16 protein-coding genes and 1 pseudogene are annotated in these 19,821 nt (G+C 70.0%); 14 read left to right on the plus strand and 3 right to left on the minus strand.

The genetic code is table 11. From position 1 onward, the window contains the following. From DN069_RS06440 to DN069_RS06450, 3 genes and pseudogenes are all read left to right on the plus strand, one after another. Positions 1 to 1,353, plus strand: coding sequence for a jacalin-like lectin (locus tag DN069_RS06440; RefSeq protein WP_207892068.1), 1,353 nt, complete (start codon positions 1 to 3; stop codon positions 1,351 to 1,353). A 418-nt stretch (positions 1,354 to 1,771) separates the two neighbouring features. Beyond that, a pseudogene (locus DN069_RS06445) lies at positions 1,772 to 2,989 on the plus strand (glycoside hydrolase family 10-like protein); the annotation flags it as partial. A gap of 978 nt (positions 2,990 to 3,967) precedes the next feature. Then, positions 3,968 to 4,663 carry a hypothetical protein gene (locus DN069_RS06450; protein ID WP_111499859.1) on the plus strand — a complete coding sequence of 232 codons (696 nt, stop codon included), beginning with the start codon at positions 3,968 to 3,970 and terminating at the stop codon, positions 4,661 to 4,663. 325 nt (positions 4,664 to 4,988) lie between these two features. Here DN069_RS06450 and DN069_RS06455 read toward each other — a convergent pair whose 3' ends face one another. Beyond that, positions 4,989 to 5,870, minus strand: a complete 882-nt coding sequence (locus DN069_RS06455; protein WP_111499860.1) for a lytic transglycosylase domain-containing protein — start codon at positions 5,868 to 5,870, stop codon at positions 4,989 to 4,991. Positions 5,871 to 6,238: 368 nt separating this feature from the next. Here DN069_RS06455 and DN069_RS06460 point away from each other — a divergent pair, with 368 nt between their 5' ends. Further along, positions 6,239 to 6,802, plus strand: a complete 564-nt coding sequence (locus DN069_RS06460; protein ID WP_111499861.1) for a YbaK/EbsC family protein — start codon at positions 6,239 to 6,241, stop codon at positions 6,800 to 6,802. 26 nt (positions 6,803 to 6,828) lie between these two features. Here the strand turns inward: DN069_RS06460 and DN069_RS06465 are convergent, their stop codons facing one another. Beyond that, positions 6,829 to 8,979, minus strand: coding sequence for an alpha-galactosidase (locus tag DN069_RS06465; protein WP_243638956.1), 2,151 nt, complete (start codon positions 8,977 to 8,979; stop codon positions 6,829 to 6,831). A gap of 104 nt (positions 8,980 to 9,083) precedes the next feature. Here DN069_RS06465 and DN069_RS06470 point away from each other — a divergent pair, with 104 nt between their 5' ends. The 5 genes from DN069_RS06470 to DN069_RS06490 all read left to right on the plus strand — a co-directional run bounded on the left by DN069_RS06470 (position 9,084) and on the right by DN069_RS06490 (position 15,998). Continuing rightward, on the plus strand, positions 9,084 to 10,163 hold the full coding sequence (locus DN069_RS06470; protein WP_111499863.1) for a LacI family DNA-binding transcriptional regulator: 1,080 nt from the start codon (positions 9,084 to 9,086) through the stop codon (positions 10,161 to 10,163). 32 nt (positions 10,164 to 10,195) lie between these two features. Next, positions 10,196 to 11,506 (plus strand): ABC transporter substrate-binding protein, encoded by a 1,311-nt coding sequence (locus DN069_RS06475; RefSeq protein WP_111499864.1) that lies wholly within the window; start codon positions 10,196 to 10,198, stop codon positions 11,504 to 11,506. A 2-nt stretch (positions 11,507 to 11,508) separates the two neighbouring features. Then, positions 11,509 to 12,480 carry a carbohydrate ABC transporter permease gene (locus tag DN069_RS06480; protein WP_111499865.1) on the plus strand — a complete coding sequence of 324 codons (972 nt, stop codon included), beginning with the start codon at positions 11,509 to 11,511 and terminating at the stop codon, positions 12,478 to 12,480. Continuing rightward, positions 12,477 to 13,307, plus strand: a complete 831-nt coding sequence (locus tag DN069_RS06485) for a carbohydrate ABC transporter permease (RefSeq protein WP_111499866.1) — start codon at positions 12,477 to 12,479, stop codon at positions 13,305 to 13,307. Before DN069_RS06480 ends, DN069_RS06485 begins: the two co-directional genes overlap by 4 nt. Before the next feature lie 69 nt (positions 13,308 to 13,376). Beyond that, positions 13,377 to 15,998: a carbohydrate-binding protein gene (locus DN069_RS06490; protein ID WP_111499867.1), complete on the plus strand. Its 2,622-nt coding sequence runs from the start codon at positions 13,377 to 13,379 to the stop codon at positions 15,996 to 15,998. A 120-nt stretch (positions 15,999 to 16,118) separates the two neighbouring features. Here the strand turns inward: DN069_RS06490 and DN069_RS06495 are convergent, their stop codons facing one another. Further along, complete coding sequence (locus DN069_RS06495) at positions 16,119 to 16,808, minus strand: HAD family hydrolase (protein WP_111499868.1); 690 nt, start codon at positions 16,806 to 16,808, stop codon at positions 16,119 to 16,121. Positions 16,809 to 17,136: 328 nt separating this feature from the next. On the opposite strand from DN069_RS06495, the gene DN069_RS06500 reads away from it, so the two are divergent. From DN069_RS06500 to DN069_RS06520, 5 genes are all read left to right on the plus strand, one after another. After that, complete coding sequence (locus tag DN069_RS06500) at positions 17,137 to 17,490, plus strand: hypothetical protein (RefSeq protein ID WP_111499869.1); 354 nt, start codon at positions 17,137 to 17,139, stop codon at positions 17,488 to 17,490. A gap of 403 nt (positions 17,491 to 17,893) precedes the next feature. Continuing rightward, complete coding sequence (locus DN069_RS39865; RefSeq protein ID WP_341538449.1) at positions 17,894 to 18,082, plus strand: DUF6879 family protein; 189 nt, start codon at positions 17,894 to 17,896, stop codon at positions 18,080 to 18,082. Between the two features lie 6 nt (positions 18,083 to 18,088). Beyond that, complete coding sequence (locus tag DN069_RS06510) at positions 18,089 to 18,943, plus strand: helix-turn-helix domain-containing protein (RefSeq protein ID WP_111499870.1); 855 nt, start codon at positions 18,089 to 18,091, stop codon at positions 18,941 to 18,943. Between the two features lie 248 nt (positions 18,944 to 19,191). Then, entirely contained in the window at positions 19,192 to 19,389 is a 198-nt protein-coding gene (locus DN069_RS06515) for a hypothetical protein (RefSeq protein ID WP_133259835.1), read from the plus strand. After that, entirely contained in the window at positions 19,386 to 19,700 is a 315-nt protein-coding gene (locus DN069_RS06520) for a hypothetical protein (protein ID WP_111499872.1), read from the plus strand. Before DN069_RS06515 ends, DN069_RS06520 begins: the two co-directional genes overlap by 4 nt. Positions 19,701 to 19,821 lie beyond the last annotated feature (121 nt).

A 19,821-nucleotide genomic window follows, 5' to 3' on the forward strand; every position in this document is an offset into this window, starting at 1 on the left:
ATGAGGTCGTCCCGCATCTCCCTGGCAGCAGCCCTGTTAGCGCTCTCATCGGTTGGCCTGACCCTGACCGGCCAGGCCGTGCCCGCAGCTGCCGCCACCATCGCCTCCCCGAGCGGATCGTTCACGCTGCTCAACTACAACGTCGCCGGTCTGCCTGTGGTCCACGAGCCGCCGACCACGCTGTCGATGGAGAACGCAGCCACGCAGATCGGCCTACGGCTGCCTCCGTACGACGTGGTCAACGTGCAGGAGGACTTCGACTACCACGCCTATATCTACGCCGGCGACAACCACCTGTACCGCACCGCCACCAGCGGCCCGGCCGGAGTCGGCGACGGCCTCAACCAGCTGTCGAACTACCCGTACGACGACTTCCAGCGCACCGCATGGAGCAGCTGCTACCCCGACAACGGCGACTGCTTCACGCCGAAGGGCTTCTCCTTCTCCCGGCTGCGCCTGGCCGAGGGCGTGTACGTCGACTACTACAACCTGCACACCAACGCCGGTACCAGCAGCGGCGACGAGACCGCCCGCGAGAACGAGTGGCAGCAGCTGACGTCCTTCATCGCCGCCAACTCGGCCGGGAACGCGGTCGTCATCGCCGGTGACACCAACAGCCGCTACACGCGCGGCGCGGACCAGCTGCAGGGCTTCGTCGCCGCCAACGGCCTCACCGACGCCTGGGTCCAGCTGGAGCAGGGAGGCGTCGCGCCGGCGGCCGGTGCGCCGAACCTCATGTGCGACGAGGCGGCGATCACCAACACCTGCGAGATCACCAACAAGACCTTCTACCGCAGCAGTCCGCTGGTCACGCTGAACGCCACGGGCTACAACAACGAGCACGCCAAGTTCCTGGACACAGGCGGCCTGATGCTCTCCGACATGGACCCGATCCTGACGAACTTCTCCTGGGCGGAGAGCCCCGACTACCGCCAGAGCGACACCTTCGGCGGCCCGCACGGAAGCTTCTACACCGACCTGGCCAGCGTGCCCGCCCATGCCCAGGCCACCACGCTGACGCTGCGCAGCGGCAACCGGGTCGACGCCGTCGGCCTCACCCTCGCCGACGGCACCACCCTCACCCACGGCGGCACCGGCGGCACGCCCTCCACGCTGACGCTGGGCGCGGGCGAGTACGTGACGCAGGCCCAGCTGTGCGAAGGCCAGTACAACGGCGACACCCGCGTCTTCTACGCCAAGTTCACGACCAACCTCGGCCGTTCCCTGGCGGGCGGCACAACCACCTCGGACTGCGTCACCGACACGGCACCGGCCGGCTGGCAGCTCGCCGGCTTCTACGGCCGCGACGGCGCCGAGGTCGACAAGCTGGGCCTGATCTACACCCAGCGCTGAGTCTCCTGACTTCGGCAGAACGATGGACGCGGGGCTGATCTTTCCTGGCGCCGTTCCGGCTCTGGTGATCCGAGGTCGTAAGCCGCCGTCTTGATCAGCCCACCTCGGCCCCGCCTCAGCAATAGCTGGTCACGCGGCCTCGCGGCGGGGCGGCGGCATCCTGCTTCGCGGCTGGCGTTGTAAACGCGGCACGAAGGCGGCGGCTGTCGGCGCTGGGGTTACGAGCCCACGCGGCCCGGGTCCAAACGAAACGTCGCGGCTAGCACCGACGCGGCGGTCCCGGGCCGCGCGGTGTGGGCTGGTCGGTGGACGGTGGTCATGACTGGACCCGTCAAGTGGTAGCCATCACTCGCCACACCCATGGGCCGCCCCGGGAGCACCTGTGTCGAACCAGCAGCAGACCACCACCGCGTCGCTCCTGCCATCCCGCCGTGCGCTGCTCAGAACCGCCGCGGCTGCGGCAACGGGCGCCCTGGTCGGCGTCGGCGTCCCCCGGGCGACGGCCGGCATCCCCATGCGATCGCCCACCCTGCGGACGGGCCGGCAGCTGCGCGGCGAGTGGATCGCATCGGTCAGTAACAGCAACTGGCCGTCCCGGCCCGGACTCCCGGCCGCGGAGCAGCGCGGGGAACTGACCGCTCTGTTCGACCGGGCCGCCGCGCTGGGCCTCAATGCGGTGTTCGTGCAGGTCCGTCCAACCGCTGACTCGTTCTGGCCGTCACCGTTCGAGCCCTGGTCGCAGTACCTGACCGGCGTTCAGGGAAAGGACCCCGGCTACGACCCCTTGGGCTTCATGGTCGACGCAGCGCATCGGCGGGGTCTGGCCCTGCACGCCTGGTTCAACCCCTATCGCATCTCGCGCCACAGCGACATGCAGGCACTGGCTCCCGGTCATCCCGCCCGACGCCACCCGGACTGGGTGGTCCGCTACGGCGGCGCCCTCTACTACAACCCAGGCGTCCCGGCGGCGCGACTCTTCGTCGAGAACGCGATCATGGACGCGGTCGAGCGCTACGAGATCGACGGGGTCCACTTCGACGACTACTTCTATCCGTATCCGGTAGGCAGCGCGCCCTTCCCCGACGACGACGCGTTCGCGACCTATGGCAGGGGCTGGACCGACCGTGCCGCCTGGCGTCGACACAACGTGGACCTGCTGGTCAGTCAGATGCTGGCCCGGGTACGCGCGGTGCGTCCCGAGGCGGCCTTCGGCATCAGCCCGTTCGGCATCTGGCGCAACGCCTCGACTGATCCGAAAGGGTCGGCCACGAGCGGACTGCAGTCCTACGACGCGCTCAGCGCGGACACGCTCGGCTGGGTGCGCAAGGGCTGGCTCGACTACGTCGCCCCGCAGCTGTACTGGAGCATCGGGTCGACGGTCTCCGACTACGCGGTCCTGGCCCGCTGGTGGGCGAACGCCGTCGACGGCACGGACGTCCAGCTGTGGATCGGCCAGGCGGTCTCCAGGGTGGGCATCGCCGGCCAGCCCGCCGCCTGGCAAGAACCCGGTGAGCTCACCCGGCATCTCACCCTGGACGCGGGACTGCCGCAGATCAGCGGTGAGCTTCTCTACAGCAGCTCGGACGTGATCGCCGACCGGATCGGCGGGGTGAGCCGGATGGCCGCCGACCACTGGCAGTACCCCGCCCTGCCTCCAGTCCTCGCACGACTCGCGGGCGGTGCGCCCCCGCTTCCACCGCACGTCTCGGCAGCGTCAGGGCCCCGCGGAACGGTGTCCGTGACCCTGTCGGCGCGCACCGACCACGCACCGAGCCGCTATGCGATCCACCTCCACACCAACCGCTCCCCCGCCACCACGGGCAATACGACGCTGATCGCCGTCCTCCCAGGGGCGCCCTCCACGACGTGGACCGGACCCGCCGCCCCCGAAGGCTGCACCTACCTCGCGACCTCGGTCGACCGCGCCAACCGCGAGAGCGCGGCCGTCACGGTCACGTACTGAGGCTCTCGCGGGAGGGTGACGGCAGGACGTTCGTGGCCCCGGTGGGGAGCGCCGGGAGCTGCGGCACAGGGCCCCCGATGCAGAGTGCTGACGGGGCTTCAGATTCTGAATGTAGTGCTGACGTCGGTCTTCCCGGAGCAGACACCCTGGGGACACCGCCGTGATCCCCTATGGACGCCCGGCGGAAGTCAACAGCTGGGGGCTCCGGCTGTGGGGTGGAGCATCGGCCGCCCGGCCGATCCGGCGGTGCCGCGCACGCTCTGGCCGGACCGCGGGTTGGGTGCCCTTCCGTTGGCGGTGTTTTGCTTCGAGCCGCGCGGGATGCCGGCGGGGGCTCCTCCGGACCCACCCCCGCCGGCTCTGGCTCCGGGGCGTTGCCTGTGAACAGTTGCCGCCGTTCGCGGGGTGTGGATCGTCGAGGGGCCCGGGGCGTCGGCTGAGGTTGGGCGTGTTGGGGCAGGTGTTCACGCCGGGGCTGGAGGACGCGGTGACAGCGGCTCTTCAGCGACCGGCCCCAATTGGCGGTGTTTTGCTTTCAATGACACGCTTATGAGGCCTTTATCACAGAAAAACCGACACCGCACCCCGTCACCGCGGCGACGATCTTCGCCCCAAGGCGACGGCCTGCGGCAGCATCGAAAGGAGGTCGCCATGAGCAACGAACGCATGGCGCGCTGGATGGGTCCGCTCGCGCTCGCGTTCCTGGTCTCCATCGTTCTGGGTTTCTTCGTCCTCGCCCCCAGCGCGCCGAACCAGAACGCCTCTGCCGCCTCGGTCATCGCCTACTACCAGGCCCACGGAACCGCAGCGCTCGCCGGGATCTACGTCATCGGCGTCGGGTTGGTCCTGCTGGCCTTCTTCGTCGGCGCGCTGCGGATCGCCCTCAGCAAGGCCGACGGTGGCCACGACTGGATGCCCACCACCGCCTTCGCGGGCGGCATCCTGTTCATCGGCGCTTTCGCCGTCAACGGGGTCCTGCACTTCGCCCTGATCCAGGCGGCTCACAACGGCCGCGTCGACATGGTGCGAACCTTGAACTTCATCGACAACAACTCTCAGGTCGCGGTCCTCCTGGGCGTCTCCGTGCTGGCACTCGCCACGGGAGCGGCCATCCTGGCCGAAGCATCCCTGCCCGCCTGGCTCGGATGGCTCTCGATCGTGATCGGCGTGCTCCCCGTCATCGGCGGGCTCGGCTTCATCGCGCTCCTGGCCCTGCCGATCTTGCTGACCATCCTCGGATTCGTGATCGGGAACCGGACAACGGCGACGGCCGCAGAAGGCACCGGGGCCTCAACGCCCCGAAGGACGACGCGCGCCCCTCACCGGCTCACCCTGCGCCACCACTGATGCGACAGACGTCGGGGAGTCGAGCATCGTGACGGGTGATCTCCCAGGGTTGGCGAGAGCCGAGCAAGCCGCATCCGGCGCTCTTCCTGGAAGCGGCGGGGTGGATTCTCCCCCGTCGTCGCGGTCGACCGTGGCGCGGGCCGCTCGAACCTCGTCGCCGTCGGCGCGGACGCCGTAGTCGACGAGCTCACTGAATTGCTGCCGCTGCTGAATCCCTGACCCGGGCTGCCGCCCGGCCGAACGATGCGTTCTGCTTCGCAACGTTGCGTGCCCGCCGGCGTCGGGACGCCGGCGGGCACGTGCGCGTGGGACGCGGTGACCGGGATCAGTAGCCGGACTTGGTGTAGGCGATGTTCTCGAAGGCGCCGTAGGTGGCGTTCGCGTAGCGCACGGCGGCGACGATGTTGTCGACCGGGTTCCAGATGTCGGTGTGGCCCGGCAGCGCGTAGGTGGCGAACGTCGAGTCGATGGTCTGCATCAGACCCTTCGACGGGGTACCGGCGGCAGCGTTGGAGTCCCAGTTGTTGATGGCGTTCGGGTTGCCCGAGGACTCGGTCATGGCGCGCGCGGTGATCGCGTCGGCGGAGGGCACGTGGTCGCCGTCGGCGGCGAGGATGGCCTGGGCCTGGGCGATCCAGCCGCTCAGATCGTTACTGTAGGTCGGCGTGGCAGCCGCGGTGGCGGCCTTGGCGGCAGCGGCGGCGTCGGCCTGGGCCTTCGCCGCGGCGGCGGCCTTCGCCTGAGCCGCGGCAGCGGCTTGGGCCTTGGCCTGGGCGGCGGCAGCGGCCTGGGCCTTCGCCTGAGCTTGCGCCTTGGCCTGGGCAGCAGCAGCGGCCTGGGCCTTCGCTGCGGCAGCAGCCCGGGCCTGCGCCTGGGCAGCGGCAGCGGCAGATGCCTTCGCCTGGGCGTCGGCCTTCGCCTTCGCGGCCGCCGCAGCCTGGGCCGCGTCGGCGGACTGGGTGGCCAACGGCGCACGCTGCTCGGAGCGGTTCGCGGTGTCGGTGCTGGGGCGCGCGATGGCCTGGGCGGCGGCCACGGCGGCGGTGCGCGGCGCGGAGCCGTTGCCGGTGAGGGCGACAGCGGTTCCGGTCGCGGCGCCGGTGATCAGCAGCGCGGCACCGACACCGGCGGTGAGGCGCTTGTTCGTGCGCACCGCGGAGAGGCGCTTGGGGAGACGGACGAGAGAAGACTGCTTGCGGTGGCGCATGGCACTCCAATGTCGACGGAGACTGCCCGGGACGGACCGAGGGCGCACTCGTCTCCGCGCGCGCCAAGTCGACGTCGCAGCACTGGGTTTCGCACACCCTTGGGCTCGCGGGTACTGACCCGACCGAGCAGGGGAGCGGTTCGGCGTGTTGACAGGTCGGCGCTGTGTGCGCCGGTCGCCGGGCTCCCGACAGGCTGACTGCCCGCCTGCCTCGTGCACGGTCACACGGCCTTCACAAGCGGAGCAAGGATTACCATCGGTAACGTGCGCTACGCCACAGGCGGGGGCGCAACCCACAGGTCAGGTCCGGGATCGCGGTGGCAAAAGGACCGAATACGAACGGTCGGCAGCGCGCTAGAGTGCGTGCCATGAGCGAGCACGTGCGCCCCCCGTTCGGCAACTTCACCACGGCTCGCAAGGCGCTCGACGTCCTCGATCTGCTGGCCGACCCCGTGGTCACGGCCCTGAAGAACTGGGGCGCCGAGGAGCACGCCGACTCGGTGCTGTACGTGGACACCGATCCCGACAAGGCGGACACGACCGTCTTCTGCGAGACCTACCAGGTGCCGCCGGAGCTCTCCGCCAACTGCGTCGTGGTCGCCGCGAAGCGCGGCGGCGAGGTCACCCTCGCCGCCTGCCTCGCCCTCGCCCACACCCGCGTGGACGTGAACACCACCGTCCGCAAGCACCTGGGCGCCCGCCGGGCCTCCTTCGCCCCGATGGACACCGCCGTCGCCGAGACGGGCATGGAGTACGGCGGCATCACGCCTGTCGGCCTTCCGGCCTCCTGGCCGCTGTTGATCGACGAGGCCGTGGCGTCGGTCCCCTCCGTGCTGGTCGGCAGCGGACGCCGTCGCGGCAAGCTGATCGTCCCGGGCCGGGCCTTCGCCCGGCTTCCCGGCGCCGAGATCATTCCCGGCCTGGCCGGCTGATCCGCCCCGCCCCCCTGACGCGAAGCTCAGCTGTCACGCTCGAACACCAGCAGGCAGGCGCCGGGGGTCTCTTCCGCGAGCGACAGCCGAAGGCTGCCCTGGTCGGCGTTCCAGCCGAGACCGGTGGGCCGGTGCGTCGGGTACAGCACACGCGGGGAGGTCCGCGAACCGGCCAGATGTGGCACCGGCAGTACCTGCTCGCCGGCCCCGCCGCGCCGCCAGACCAGCAGATAGGTCCGGTCCGCGCCGCGCAGGCCGAGGCAGAGCCAGTGGTCCTCCCAGCCCGGCAGGCCCAGCGGCCAGAGCGGCGTGGATGCCGGGATGTCCGCGCGAAGGCGCTTGTAGACCGCGATGCCCTCGGCGACGAGGGCGTGCTGGTGCGGCGTCATCCGGTCCAGGTGACCGGACAGGTGCACGCGCCCGAGCAGCGCCCCGGCCACCGTGAAGGCGATCTCCTCGTCCGTGGACCCGGGCTGCGGGTAGGCCCAGACGGCCGCCTGTTCGGGGGCGATCGCGGCGGGCGCGGAGGCCGCGATCGGCGGGTAGCGCAGCGGGTCCTGCTGGTCGCTGGTCGACTGCAACTGCGCCTGAGCCAGCAGGGCGTAGTCGGCCCGCATGCCTCCCGAAGCGCAGTTCTCGATCGTCAGCCCCGGGTGGCGGTCGAGAACGTCCGACAGCCAGTCGGTGTAGGCGCGCTGGTGGCCCAGCAGACCCGCGCCTGGGCTGCGGGACGTGCCGGTGTCCGTTCCCGGGCCGGGGTTGATGTTGTAGTCGAGCTTGAAGTAACCCACTGCGTAGTCGGCGACCAGTCGGTCGACGACGGCGTCGAGGTGGGCGCGGGCGGCGGGGTGGCGCAGGTCCAGGTGGTAGCGGCCGTGCTCGACGACACGCTCGCCGTCGCGCTGGAAGAAGGCGTCCGAAGGGAGCTGTTCGGCGACGCGGCTGCGGACTCCGACGACCTCGGGTTCGAGCCAGAGTCCCGGCGTCATCCCGGCGGCGAGGATCGCCTGGCACACCTCGCCGAGACCGCCGGGGAAGCGTGCGGCGGACTCGCGCCACTCGCCGACGCTGTCCCACCAGCCCTCCGCGTCGTCGTCGTACCAGCCCGCGTCAATGACGAAGTACTCGGCGCCCGCACGGGAAGCGGCGTCGACCAGGGGCAGGAGTCGCTCGGTGGTCGGGTCGCCCATCAGGGTGTTCATGTAGTCGTTGAAGATCACGGGCAGGACGGTGTGGTCGCGGTGTGGGCGGCGCACGGCCCGCCGGTAGCGGGTCAGCGCGGCGAGCGCGGCGGTGAGGGCGTCATCGCCGTGGGCCGTGACGCCGACAGCGACGGCGGCGCGGACCGTGGTGAACTCCTCCCCCGGGCGCAGGACCTGCCGCCACTGGTGCTCGCGGTCGTGCGGACCGAGCAGCGCGAGATACACGTCGGCGTCGTGCTCGCCCACCTCCCAGCGCCAACCGCCGCTGCTCTCGATCTGCCAGGCCCACGCGTGGCCACCGCCGTGGACGAGGGCTCCTGTCGGCAGGTACCGGCCGCTGGACCAACTGCCCTGGCTGGAGCGGGCGAAGCAGCCTCGCGGGCCGTGCTCGTGAGCGAAGCGGCTGAGATCGGGCAGCAGTTCGCGCAACGGGCGGGACTGCCAGCGCCCCTCGGCGAGCCAGTCGCTGGCCGCCCAGTGCACGTCGATCCGCGCGAGGCGTTCGCGCCCGGTCGACCGGCCGAAGCCGGGCAGGACGAGCGAGGTGACGGCCTCGACCGTCAGGTCCGCGGCTCCCTCGTTGCGCAGTGTGGTCCAGGCCCGGACGACGGGGACGCCCGGCACCGCGCGGTAGTGGGCCTCGACGACGAGGCCGGTGACCGGGTCGGCCAGGTCGATCCGCAGGCTCGGCCGGGTGCCGTCGCCGTCGGCCTCATGGCCGCGGTAGAGCAGTCTGGCCCCGGCGGAGGTCTCGACACTGCGCTCGCCCGACCACTTGCGCCCGGAACCGGACAGCTGTATCTCGACCAGCGGCAGGCCTGGGCCCTCGGTGTGCGAAGCGGCCCCGACGGGACCGGCGCGGACGATCCGGACCGCGCCCTCACCGTCGATCCGAAACCGCAGAGGAAGGGCCTCAAGGCCCCAGTCGATCTCGCTGACCTGCGGGTTCGCTGTTAGGGCCGTTGCCTGGGGCACGATGACAGCTCCTCGTTGACCGATAGCTCGACTTGGCAACGGACCTGTGAAGGGCAGGTTTCCAAGCCTTGACATCCAGAAAAGTGACCGGTCACAATCCTGCCATGTCTGTGACCGGTCACACAAGCGCCGATACCCCCGCTGACCAGGCCGCCAAAGGCGGCAAGTCGGTGAGCATCCGGGACGTCGCGGCCGCCGCCGGCGTCTCCTACCAGACCGTCTCGCGTGTCATCAACGGAAACGCCAGCGTCAAGGAGGCGACCCGCGAGCGCGTCCAGGAAGCCATCCGGGCCCTCGGGTTCCGCCCCAACGCGGCCGCCCGGGCGCTGGCCAACCGGGACACCAGATCACTCACCGTCGTCACCTCCAACACCACCCTGTACGGATACGCGGCAACGCTGCAGGGCGTGGAAGAGGCGGCGCGAGCTGCGGGTTTCACCGTCGGCATCAGCGTCCTGGAGTCCGAGGCGGACGAACACGTCCGTGCCACGGTCAACCGAGCCGCCGACTCCAGCAGCGGCCTCGTCGTCATCGCCTACGACAGCGCGGGCGTGCGCGCCCTCGACTGCGTCCCGGACGGACACCCCGTCTCGGCCGCGGTCGAGGCTCCCGCGGGACCGCTGAGCAACTCCCTGCCCAGGGCCTGGATCGACGATGCCGAAGCCGCCGCCGAGGCCACCCGCTATCTGCTGGAGCTCGGCCACCCGACCGTCCACTACGTCGCCCTCCCGTCCACCACGCATGCCTCGCGTCGCACCGCGGGCTGGCGGGCCGCGCTGGAGGCGGCCGGAGCGCCGGTCCCGGAGCCGGTCGGGGCGGGCTGGGACGCGGTGGCCGGCTACGACGCCGGCCGGCGTCTCGCGCAGGACCCGGGCGTGACCGCCGTCCTGTGCGGCAACGACGACCTGGCCCTCGGCGTGCTGCGCGCCATGTACGAGGCCGGCCGGCCCGTCCCCGGTCAGGTCAGCGTCGTCGGCTTCGACAACGCGCCGCAATCCGCCTTCTACACCCCGGCCCTGACGACGGTGGAGATGGACTTCACCGACCTGGGTCGAGCCTGCTTCGCCCTGCTGCACGACGTGCTGGCAGGCACCTCCACCGCGGCCGCGCTCCCGCCGGTCCCGCGCCCCCGACTCGTCGTGCGCGAGAGCGCAGACGTGCACCACCCGGCACCCACCCCCTGAACCCACCCCACTCAGCGAGAGCAGTCCTCCTTATGAAGAAGACCCTCAGAGTCGCCGTCGGCCTCGCCATCGCTTTCTCGGTCGCCGCGTGTTCGAACCCGTCCGCCGCCCCGGTCACCACCTCGGGTGCCGCGCCCAGCAACCCGACCGCCTCGCTCAAGGGCGTCACACTGACCTTCCTGACCGCCCAGAACAGCGTCGGCGAGCCGAAGCAGGTCATCGCCGCGTTCGAGAAGGCGACCGGGGCCACCATCAACACCGTCGTCGTCCCGGACCCCTACGAGTCCAACGTCCCGACCAAGCTGGCCTCGGGCGAGAAGCCGGACCTGGCGTTCTGGCAGCCCACCCAGTCCACCCTGCCGATGGTCAACCCCGCGCAGAACCTGCTGCCGCTGGACAACGAACCGTGGGTGAAGCTGCTCGGCCCGACCGAGCAGAGCCTGGGCCAGGTCGACGGCCACCGCTACGCCGCCGTCGTGACCTCGCCCGCCGTATTGGGCGTCTACTACAACAAGGCGGACTTCGCGAAGGCCGGCATCACCACCATGCCGTCCAGTTACGACCAACTGATCGCCGACGCGAAGCAGATCAGGGCGAAGGACTCCGGGGTCGCACCCTTCTTCGAGGTGGGCGGGGACAAGTGGCCGCTGCAGTGGCAGGTCCAGGTGCAGATGACGGATCTGCCCGATTCCTTCTGGCAAAATGTTAACGCTAACAAGGCCAGCTGGACCGACCCGCGGATCGTCGCGGCGATCACCAAGTACAAGACCGAGATCCTCGACGGCGGCCTGGCCCAGTCCACCTACAAGACGGGCACCTTTGTCGACCAGGGCCAGGCCCTGATGAAGGGCGACGCCGCGATGGCCCTCAACGTCACCTCGCTACAGAGCGAGATCCAGGCGTCCAACACCACCCAGCAGATGGACAACGCCCTGGGCTGGTTCCCGATCGCCAACTCCGCCGCCCAGGCCGAGTACTCCCCCGACCAGACCAACGGCGTGGTCGCCTTCAACACCGGCGACGCCACCCGCGAGGCCGCCGCCCGCCAGTTCATCGACTTCTGGCTCACCACCGACTACAAGGACTACATCGCCGCCCAGAAGCTCGTCTCCGTCGAGCCCTCCGTGCCCAACCCGGACGGCCTGCCCCAGACGGCCCTGGCCCAGGCAGCCGCGCTCTCCAAGGCCACCGGCGTCTTCCAGGTCAAGGCCCTGACCGCGCCCGACATGCACCTGGCCCTCGCGGACATGATCTACGGCAGCAAGACCCCGCAGCAGGTCGCCCAGGCGGCCGAGGACCAGTTCGTCCAGGTCCTCAAGGCCCGAGGCGTGAGCGGGTTCTGACAATGACCCCGAACCTCCTGCAAGCCGAGCAGCGCAAGGTGTCGCAGCGCTCGGCCGGGCCGACCAACGGGTCGGCCCGGCCCGGGCGACGCGGTCGCCTGCGCAAGCCGGCCATCCAGCACCCGTGGTGGTTCGCCCTGCCCGCGCTGGCCGTCTTCGCGGTCTTCTTCCTGCTACCGAACGTCCTCAACTTCTTCTACCCGTTCACCAATTGGTCCGCCTTCCACAACTCGATCTCCTTCGCCGGCCTGTCGAACTTCCAGTCGATCCTGCACGACGGCTCCCTGCAGACCGCGCTGCGGACCACCATCGAGTACGCGGTCGGGGTGGCGATCTTCCAGAACGGCTTCGGGCTGGCCCTGGCGCTGCTGCTGGAGAAGGACACCCGCTTCAACCGCTTCTTCCGCGCCGTGTTCTTCCTGCCCGTGCTGCTCTCCGCCCTGGCGGTCGGCTACGTCTTCCAGGCGCTGCTGGCGCAGGACGGCGCGGTCAACGCGATCCTGTCCGACCTGACCGGCAGTCAGGTGGACATCCCCTGGCTGGGCTCGACCTCCTGGACGCTGGTGCTGCTCACCGTCATCCACGGCTGGAAGTGGATGGGCCTGGCCATGCTGGTCTACCTCGCGGGCCTGAAGTCCATCCCCGCGGACGTGACCGAGGCGGCGGCGCTGGACGGCGCGAGCGGCTGGCGCACCTTCTGGTCGATCCGCTTCCCGATGCTCGCCCCCGCCGTCACCTTCAACGTGACGACGGCGCTGATCGGGTCGATGAACACCTTCGACATCGTCCAGGCCACCACCCAGGGCGGCCCGGCCGACTCCACCCAGGTGTTCAACATCTACATGTTCCGCGTCTTCGGCGAGGGCCTGTACGCGCAGGCGTCCGCGATGAGCCTGATCCTCTTCCTCATCGTCGTGGTCCTCGCGATCCCCGTCATCCTCCTGCTGCGCCGCCGAGAGCAGGTCCTCCTTTGAACCTCCCCGCTGTGCGCCACCTGCTGCGGCCTGCCACCGTGCTCGTTCTCGCCCTGGTCACCATCGGCATCCCGCTCTGGCTGGTCCTGGTGACCTCCGCCAAGCCGCAGGGTGAGGCGATCAAGCCCAACCTGACGCTGCCGCACCACTGGCAGCCGGGCACCAACTACCGCACGGCCCTTGCCGAGGGGCAGATGTGGCGTGGCTTCCTCAACTCCGTGCTGGTCGTCGTCCCCTCAGTCGTGCTGGTGCTGCTGCTCGGCGCAGGCGCGGCCTGGATCTTCGCGAGGCGCAAGGGACGCCTGGTCGCCGCCGCGTACGCGCTGTCCATCTCCGGGCTGCTGCTCCCGCCGGCCGTCATCACCATCGTCATGGATCTGCGGCAGCTGGGCATCGCCAACACCCAGCCCGGCATGATCGCCGTCTACACCGGGATGTACCTGTCCACCGCGATCTTCTTCATGACCGGCTTCATCCGCACCCTGCCCTACGAGCTGGAGGAAGCCGCCCGGATCGACGGAGCGAGCTCCTGGACCGTCTTCTGGCGGATCATCCTGCCGCTGCTGCGGCCCGTGATCGCCACCGCCACCATCATGGTGATGCTCTTCGCCTGGTCGGACGTCTTCTACGCCTTCTTCGTCCTGGGCGGCGGCCCCGACGCCACCTTGCCGCTCAACCTCTACCAGGTCGCCAGCGCCGCGCTGTACCTGAACAACTGGCACCTGATCTTCGCCTACGTCGCCCTGATGTCCCTGCCGATGGTCGCCGTCTTCGTCGTCGCGCAGCGCCGCATCATCTCCGGAATCACCAACGGCGCCGTCAAGTAGGACCGCCCCACAGACGATCACCCCTGCAAGACCTGCCCAACTCCCCACCCCCGCCTTGAAGGGACACCCATGTTCCGCAGACCGCTCAAGGCCCTGGTCGCCGCGGCTCTGGCCGTGCCGACCGCGCTGCTCGCAGGCACCACCACCCCCGCCCACGCCGCCACCCAGCAGATCACCGTCAACCTCGGCTCCGACACCGGCGCCGTCCACGACGGCGCCGCCGGCGCCCTGTACGGCCTCGCGCAGAACGGGATCGCCGGCCCGTCTCTGCTCGCGCCGCTCCACATGCGCACCCTCGCCCAGAAGCCTCCCGGCGGCGCCCAGCACCCCGGCGGTGACGCCGACAAGGTCGCGGGAGAGTTCGTGAACGCGGGCGGATCGCAGATCCTGGTCTACGTCCAGGACTACTACGCGACCTGGCCGTACCCGAACCCCGGCATCTCCTCCTACGCCTCGACCGTCGACACCGTCGCAGCCTCGCTCAAGGCGAGCCCGTACCACAGCCACTACGTCTACGTGCCGTTCAACGAGCCCGACGGCAACTGGTACGACCTCAACCCGTCCAGCTCCGGCTACGCCACCGGCCTGGCGACCTTCGAGGCCGACTGGACCACCATCTACAACCGCATCCAGGCAGACGACCCCGGCGCACAGATCGCCGGCCCCAACACCGCCACGTACAACGCGAAGTTCTTCACCGACTTCCTCACGTACGCCAAGGCCCACAACGAACTCCCCACCACGCTGACCTGGCACGAACTCTCGACGACCTCGATCAACGGCGGCTTCCCCGCCGACCTCGCGAGCGTCAGGTCCCTCGAGTCCTCGCTCGGCATCTCCTCCATCCCCGTCAACATCGACGAGTACGCCGACCGGCGCGACCAATCGGTGCCCGGCCAGATGGTCCAGTGGCTGTCCATGTTCGAGAACGCCAAGGTCGACGCCGACCAGGCGTTCTGGGACATCGCCGACAACCTCGACGACAACTCCGTGGAGACCGCCAAGCCCGACGGCTCCTGGTGGCTGTACGACTGGTACGGACAGCTGACCGGCGACACCGTCGCCGTCACCCCGCCCAGCCCCAACACCGTCGACACCCTCCAGGGCATCGCCGCGCTCGACACCGGCAAGAAGCAGGCCCGGATCATCCTCGGCGGCACCTCCGCCGCCTCCAACCTCGTCCTGAACAACATCCCGTCCTCCGTGTTCGGCGGCAGCGTCCACGTCTCGGTCCAGTCGACGACCTGGTCCGGCTACGACGGCTCCGCGTACACGCCGAAGGACATCGCCGAGGGCGACTACACCGTCTCCGGCGGCTCCGTCACCGTCCCCGTCGCCACCACCGACCCGATGGCCGCCTACGAGGTGATCGTCACCCCGGCGACCGCCGCCTCCGGCACGGCCGCGAGCGACACCGCCTGGACGGGACGGTACGAGGCAGAGAACGCGGCGATCACCGACGCCACCGTCTACAGCCAGGGCTCCCTGTCCAACCCCTACGGCTACGCCGCCTCCGGCGGCAAGGACGTCGGCGCGATCAGCAACGCCGACAGCCGCGTCGTGTTCACCGTCAACGTGCCGACCACCGGCCGCTACCTGCTCAGCACCTTCTACGGCAACCAGACCGCCGCCGCCGCTCAGCAGATCTTCCGCATCGACAGCGGCTCCTGGTCATACCTCAACTATCCAGCGACCTTGAGTTGGCTGTTCCGCTCCCACCTCGACCAGTACGTCAACCTCACCGCCGGCACCCACACGCTCACCTACGGCGTCTCCGACTCCTCTTTCGGCACCGCCACCGGGCAGGTCACCCTCGACCGGATCGACCTGACCGCCGCCCCCTCGGCAATCCCAGGCGTCACCGGCTCCGCCACCGGCTACGAGGCCGAGAACGCCCAACTCGGCGGCGGCGCGAGCATCGCCTCGGCACAGAGCGGCTACACCGGCACCGGCTACGTCACCACCCCGTCCAACGCGACCACGACGTTCACCGTCGAAGCCGACCAGGACGGCTACTACACACTCGGCCTGCGCTACCGGACCGGAGCCGCAGCCAACGCCAACGGCTTCCAACTCGCGGCGGACGGCGCCACGGTGAAGAACACCGCCACGACGCCGACCAGCGGCAGCGGTTGGAACCAGAGTGCCGACCGCGTCTGGCTGCACGCCGGTGTCAACAACCTCACCTACACCGCCACGGGCGCGGCCCCGGCGAACATCGACCGGCTCGACGTCACCCCCGACACTACCGACTCGGGATCCGCCGTCACCTACCAGGCGGAGTCCTCCGCCAACACCCTCGGCGGCACCGCCGCCATCGAGACCGACGCGAACGCGGCCGGCGGCAAGTACGTCGGCTGGATCGGCAACGGCTCCGCCAACACCCTCACCTTCAACGTCAGCGCCCCGTCCGCCGCGTCCTACGTGCTGGCCGTCACCTACGCCAACGACGACAGTGCCAGCTCCAGCAACTACAACGAGAACCTCATCGACCGCGCCGCCACCATCACCACCTCCGGCGGCACCAACCAGACCGTCTCCTTCCGCAACACCTACTCCTGGCACCAGTACTGGACCGTCGACACCACCGTCCGTCTGAACGCCGGCGCCAACACCGTCACCTTTGCCAACCCCACCGCCTACGCCCCCAACATCGACCAGATCACCCTCGCCCCGGTCAGCCTCGGCTGACACCCCGTCGGGGGCGGCGCCTGGGCCGCCCCCGACCGCACAACCCGCCACGGCGGCCCGCACCCGACCCACGTCTGGAGTAGGTACGGTCGTGGCCGCGAGAGCGCGAAGCCCGCGTCGTCAAATCTTGTGGATGGGCGGTACCTGACGGAGGGGCGGCTGTCGCTCGGCGATGAGGGACGGCAGCTCGCGCATCTCGTAGAAGACCACGGTGTCGGGGCCTTCGAGGCGTTCGGCCGGGGTGAGTCCGCCGGCGTAGCCGAAGGCTCGCATGCCGGCGGCGCGGGCAGCGTGGACGCCAGGCCGGCTGTCCTCGACGACCACGCAGGCTTCGGGATCGACGCCCATCTGCTGAGCGGCATGCAGGAAGAGGTCGGGGGCGGGCTTGCCGCGAGAGACTTCGGTCGAACTGAAGATGCGGCCCGCGAAGCGTTCATAGAGCCCGGTACGGCCCAGGGTGTGCCGCATCTTGTCGTGGGAGCCGCTGGAGGCGACGCAGGTCGGCAGAGTGAGCGCGTCGAGGGCTTCCGGCAAGCCGTCGACCGGGGCAAGCTCGGCGTCCACGGCCTCCCGGTGGAGCTGCTCGAACCTCGCCGACCAGATCGCGGCCGTGTCCGGGCCGAGTTGATCGGCGACCTGCTCGTGAATGGCGGCGTGCGAGCGCCCGATGAACCGGTCCACGACCTCGTCCTCGGTCAGCGGCCAACCCAGCTCGCCTCCGAGGGCGACCTGGACGCGGGCGGCGATCCGCTCACTGTCGACCAGCACGCCGTCGCAGTCGAATATGACGAGTTCAATGGGCTTGATCATCCCCGCAGCATAGGCCCCTGCTGTTCACGCTACGGCGGCCTCCACGCGCTCGACCAGGACGCCGTTCTCGAACCCGGATCCGGCCCGGCCCCAGGGGCGGTGGGCTTCCGCGTTGGACGGTCTCAGAGGGCGTCAAGTCCACTTCTGGATGATCTGCTGTCGCCCGTTCGTGGGAAGCAGCCGACTTCACAGCTGGCGTCGTGCCGACGTGGGCGTCACCGGTTGCTCCCCGGGGGTGAATTCCCAGCCCACCCCCTGATGGGGGCGCCGTTTCGGGAACGGATGACGCAGCTCATCGCTGTGTCCCTGAAGCCCGGAGGAAACACCCATGCGTGTCTTTCGCCCCGCCCTGCTCGCTGCCGGCCTCGGTGCCCTCCTCCTGCCGACCCCGGCCCACGCGAGCGCCCAGGCACTGGGCTTCTCCCATCTCGTCACCGCGCCCATCCACGTGGACAAAGGCAGCTACTCCGCTGCAGCGACCGCGCGTTGCCGGCAAGGCGAGCAGGTCACCGGAGGCGGCGTCGAGACGGCCCCCTTCACCACCTACGTCGGGACTTCCGCCCCGGCGTTCCCGAACCTCGACGGTTGGACGGGACGCGTGGGAACCACCAACGCTCACGGTTTCACCGCGACCAGCATCGTGGGCACGGTCTACGCGATCTGTGCGCCGCTTGGTATCTGAGAGGGCGTCAAGTCCGCTCCAGGTGATCTGGTGTGGCCTGTTCGTGGCCCGCCCGGCCGAGCTCACCAGCGACCCGCAAGGTCATCGACGGCCTCACCCCGCCCGAACACGAACCGGCGCCTGCGAAGACCGCCACCGCCTACCAGCGCATCGTGAACGCCTTCAACGAGCCTCCCGGGCAGGTCTTCCGGGTTCGCGACCTCCACGAACTCCTCGGGCTGCCCACCGACGAGCCCTCGGTCAACGTCACCCGATCCCGCCTGGGACGACTCGTTCGCCAGGGCTCGATGCGAGAACGGTCTCGGAGCAGCAGCACCGGTCGGGCGTCGCCTGGTCGTCGGGTGGCCGTGACGCCCGTCGCTGAACTCAGGAATCGAGGACGGCAGCGACGGCCTCGGTCGACCTGGCGCTGCCTGGTTCCGATTTCTGGGTGTTCGACGACACCTTGGTCCGCTTCGGCCAGTTCTCCGGCGACGGCGTCCCCCAGGAGGCGCAGTACCGGGATGAGCCCGAGGTCATCAAGCTTTGCCTCGACGCCTTCGAGGGCGTCTGGGGGCGGGGTGTCCCGCACGAGGAGTACGAGATCCGCTAGCTCGACATGGTCCGATCCCCGTCTTCGTCAGCTCAGCAGGCGCGCGAGCGAGTAGCCGCGCGCCTGCACGAGATTCGGTCAGGTGCTGATCTGACCGTCCGCGTCCTGGCCGAGCGGATGGGTGTCTCTCCGGCGAAGGTGTCCCGGATCGAGAACGCCATCACGCCGCCCTCGGCGGCCGATATCGCCGCGTGGTGCCAGGCCTGCGACCAGCAGGGCGAAGCGGCGGACCTGGTTGCGATGGCGCAGCAGGCCGATGAGCTCTACGTCGAGTGGCGCCGTCGCCACCGGCCTGGCCTGCTTCACGCGCAGGAGCTGCAGCTCGGCATCGACCAGCGCGCGAAGCTCCAGCGGTCCTACAGCTCGGTGGCGATTCCGGGCCCGTTCCAGACCTACGAGTACGCCCTTGCGATGCTGCGCGCGTTCGCTCGCTTCCACGGCAACGAGCCGGGCGACCTTGAGGCTGCGGCGACGAAGCGCGTCGAGCGGTCCGCCCTGCTGCACGCCAACGGGCACCGCTTCGTGGTCCTGGTCGACGAGCACCTGCTACGCCAGAGGTTCGGCAGCACGGCGCTGCTGCGCGGCCAGCTGGAGCATCTCCTCGACCTGCAGCGGCTGCCAGCCGTGGCGTTCGGTGTGGTGCCCTTCAGCGCGGAGCGGCCGGCGATGTGGTGCCCGGAGTCGTTCCGGATCTACGACCGGGAGCTTGTGCAGTTGGAGACGCTCACGGCGGTGATCTCGGTGACGGCGCCGGCGGATGTCGCCTTGTACGAGCGGGCCTTCGTCGAGCTCGGCCGGATGGCTCTCTATTACGGCGAGGCGGCATCCGCGCGGATCCGGGCGGCGTTGCAGGAGCTGTGATTGCTGTGCAACACCGTGCAACAAAATTGAGACGGTGTCAGTGCAGGCAGCACCGTGGATTGCGTGGCCGCATCCTCCCCTGCTGCGGGCGCTCCACCAGCCCGCCCCGCTGCTGATCCTGACGTCGCCGTCGATCGTGCCCTGTGGGTGCGTCTGCGCTGTGCCGCTGAGCGCGGGCACCTTCTGCCTGAGGGCTTTGCTCTCGTCGACCAGCTCCACGACGCACACCCGAAGTGGCGGCGGGAGTGGTGACCGTCGTCGAGCAGGCCACCGGGCGCTGCACCGGCTGCGGCGGCTTCCCCGTCCGCGGGGAGCTGCTGAACGAGGTCGAGACGAGCTCCGCCCCGTTCTGGACGAACGTCCGCTGCGCCGGCTGCACCAGGCCGTCGATGCGACCGTCGACCGCGCCCACCGGCTTCCATGCGCGGCGGGGGTGTGACCGGTGAGTCCCTACTTCAAGATCCACGCGCCGTATCCGCCGGTGCCACGCTTCGAGTGGCCCGAGCCGGGGCAGCGAACGTGGACGGCGCCGGCCGAATCCTTCTTCGGCAGCTGCAACGGCACGTCAAGCTGCACGAGCGGCCCGGCGTGTCCGGTCGGTGTCGTCGTCACCCTCGACTCGCCCCCGCACGGCTGCGACTGTCCGTGTCACGACGCGGCGCGCGAGCAGGCAGCCGAACTGCGCGCCGAACCGCGGCCGGCCGAGCCGTGGTGGAACGCGATCCGGAACAGCAGCGAGTGGCGCCGCTGCAGCTGACCGGAGCTGCCCGCCTCGGGGGTTCTTCGTGCCGCTGCGCGCCCGGGGTGGGACGTCCGCGGGTCCCTGCGGAGGGGAGCGCCTGCTGACGCACCGAGGCCCCCGACTCACGTCGGGGGCC

This window comes from Streptacidiphilus pinicola (genome assembly GCF_003258295.1).
Taxonomy (GTDB): domain Bacteria; phylum Actinomycetota; class Actinomycetes; order Streptomycetales; family Streptomycetaceae; genus Streptacidiphilus; species Streptacidiphilus pinicola.

Coding starts and splice junctions, on each gene's coding strand:
- DN069_RS06440 (WP_207892068.1), top strand. CDS start 1: ATGAGGTCGTCCCGCATCTCCCTGGCAGCAGCCCTGTTAGCGCTCTCA.
- DN069_RS06450 (WP_111499859.1), top strand. CDS start 3,968: ATGAGCAACGAACGCATGGCGCGCTGGATGGGTCCGCTCGCGCTCGCG.
- DN069_RS06455 (WP_111499860.1), bottom strand. CDS start 5,870: ATGCGCCACCGCAAGCAGTCTTCTCTCGTCCGTCTCCCCAAGCGCCTC.
- DN069_RS06460 (WP_111499861.1), top strand. CDS start 6,239: ATGAGCGAGCACGTGCGCCCCCCGTTCGGCAACTTCACCACGGCTCGC.
- DN069_RS06470 (WP_111499863.1), top strand. CDS start 9,084: ATGTCTGTGACCGGTCACACAAGCGCCGATACCCCCGCTGACCAGGCC.
- DN069_RS06475 (WP_111499864.1), top strand. CDS start 10,196: ATGAAGAAGACCCTCAGAGTCGCCGTCGGCCTCGCCATCGCTTTCTCG.
- DN069_RS06480 (WP_111499865.1), top strand. CDS start 11,509: ATGACCCCGAACCTCCTGCAAGCCGAGCAGCGCAAGGTGTCGCAGCGC.
- DN069_RS06490 (WP_111499867.1), top strand. CDS start 13,377: ATGTTCCGCAGACCGCTCAAGGCCCTGGTCGCCGCGGCTCTGGCCGTG.
- DN069_RS06495 (WP_111499868.1), bottom strand. CDS start 16,808: ATGATCAAGCCCATTGAACTCGTCATATTCGACTGCGACGGCGTGCTG.
- DN069_RS06500 (WP_111499869.1), top strand. CDS start 17,137: ATGCGTGTCTTTCGCCCCGCCCTGCTCGCTGCCGGCCTCGGTGCCCTC.
- DN069_RS06510 (WP_111499870.1), top strand. CDS start 18,089: ATGGTCCGATCCCCGTCTTCGTCAGCTCAGCAGGCGCGCGAGCGAGTA.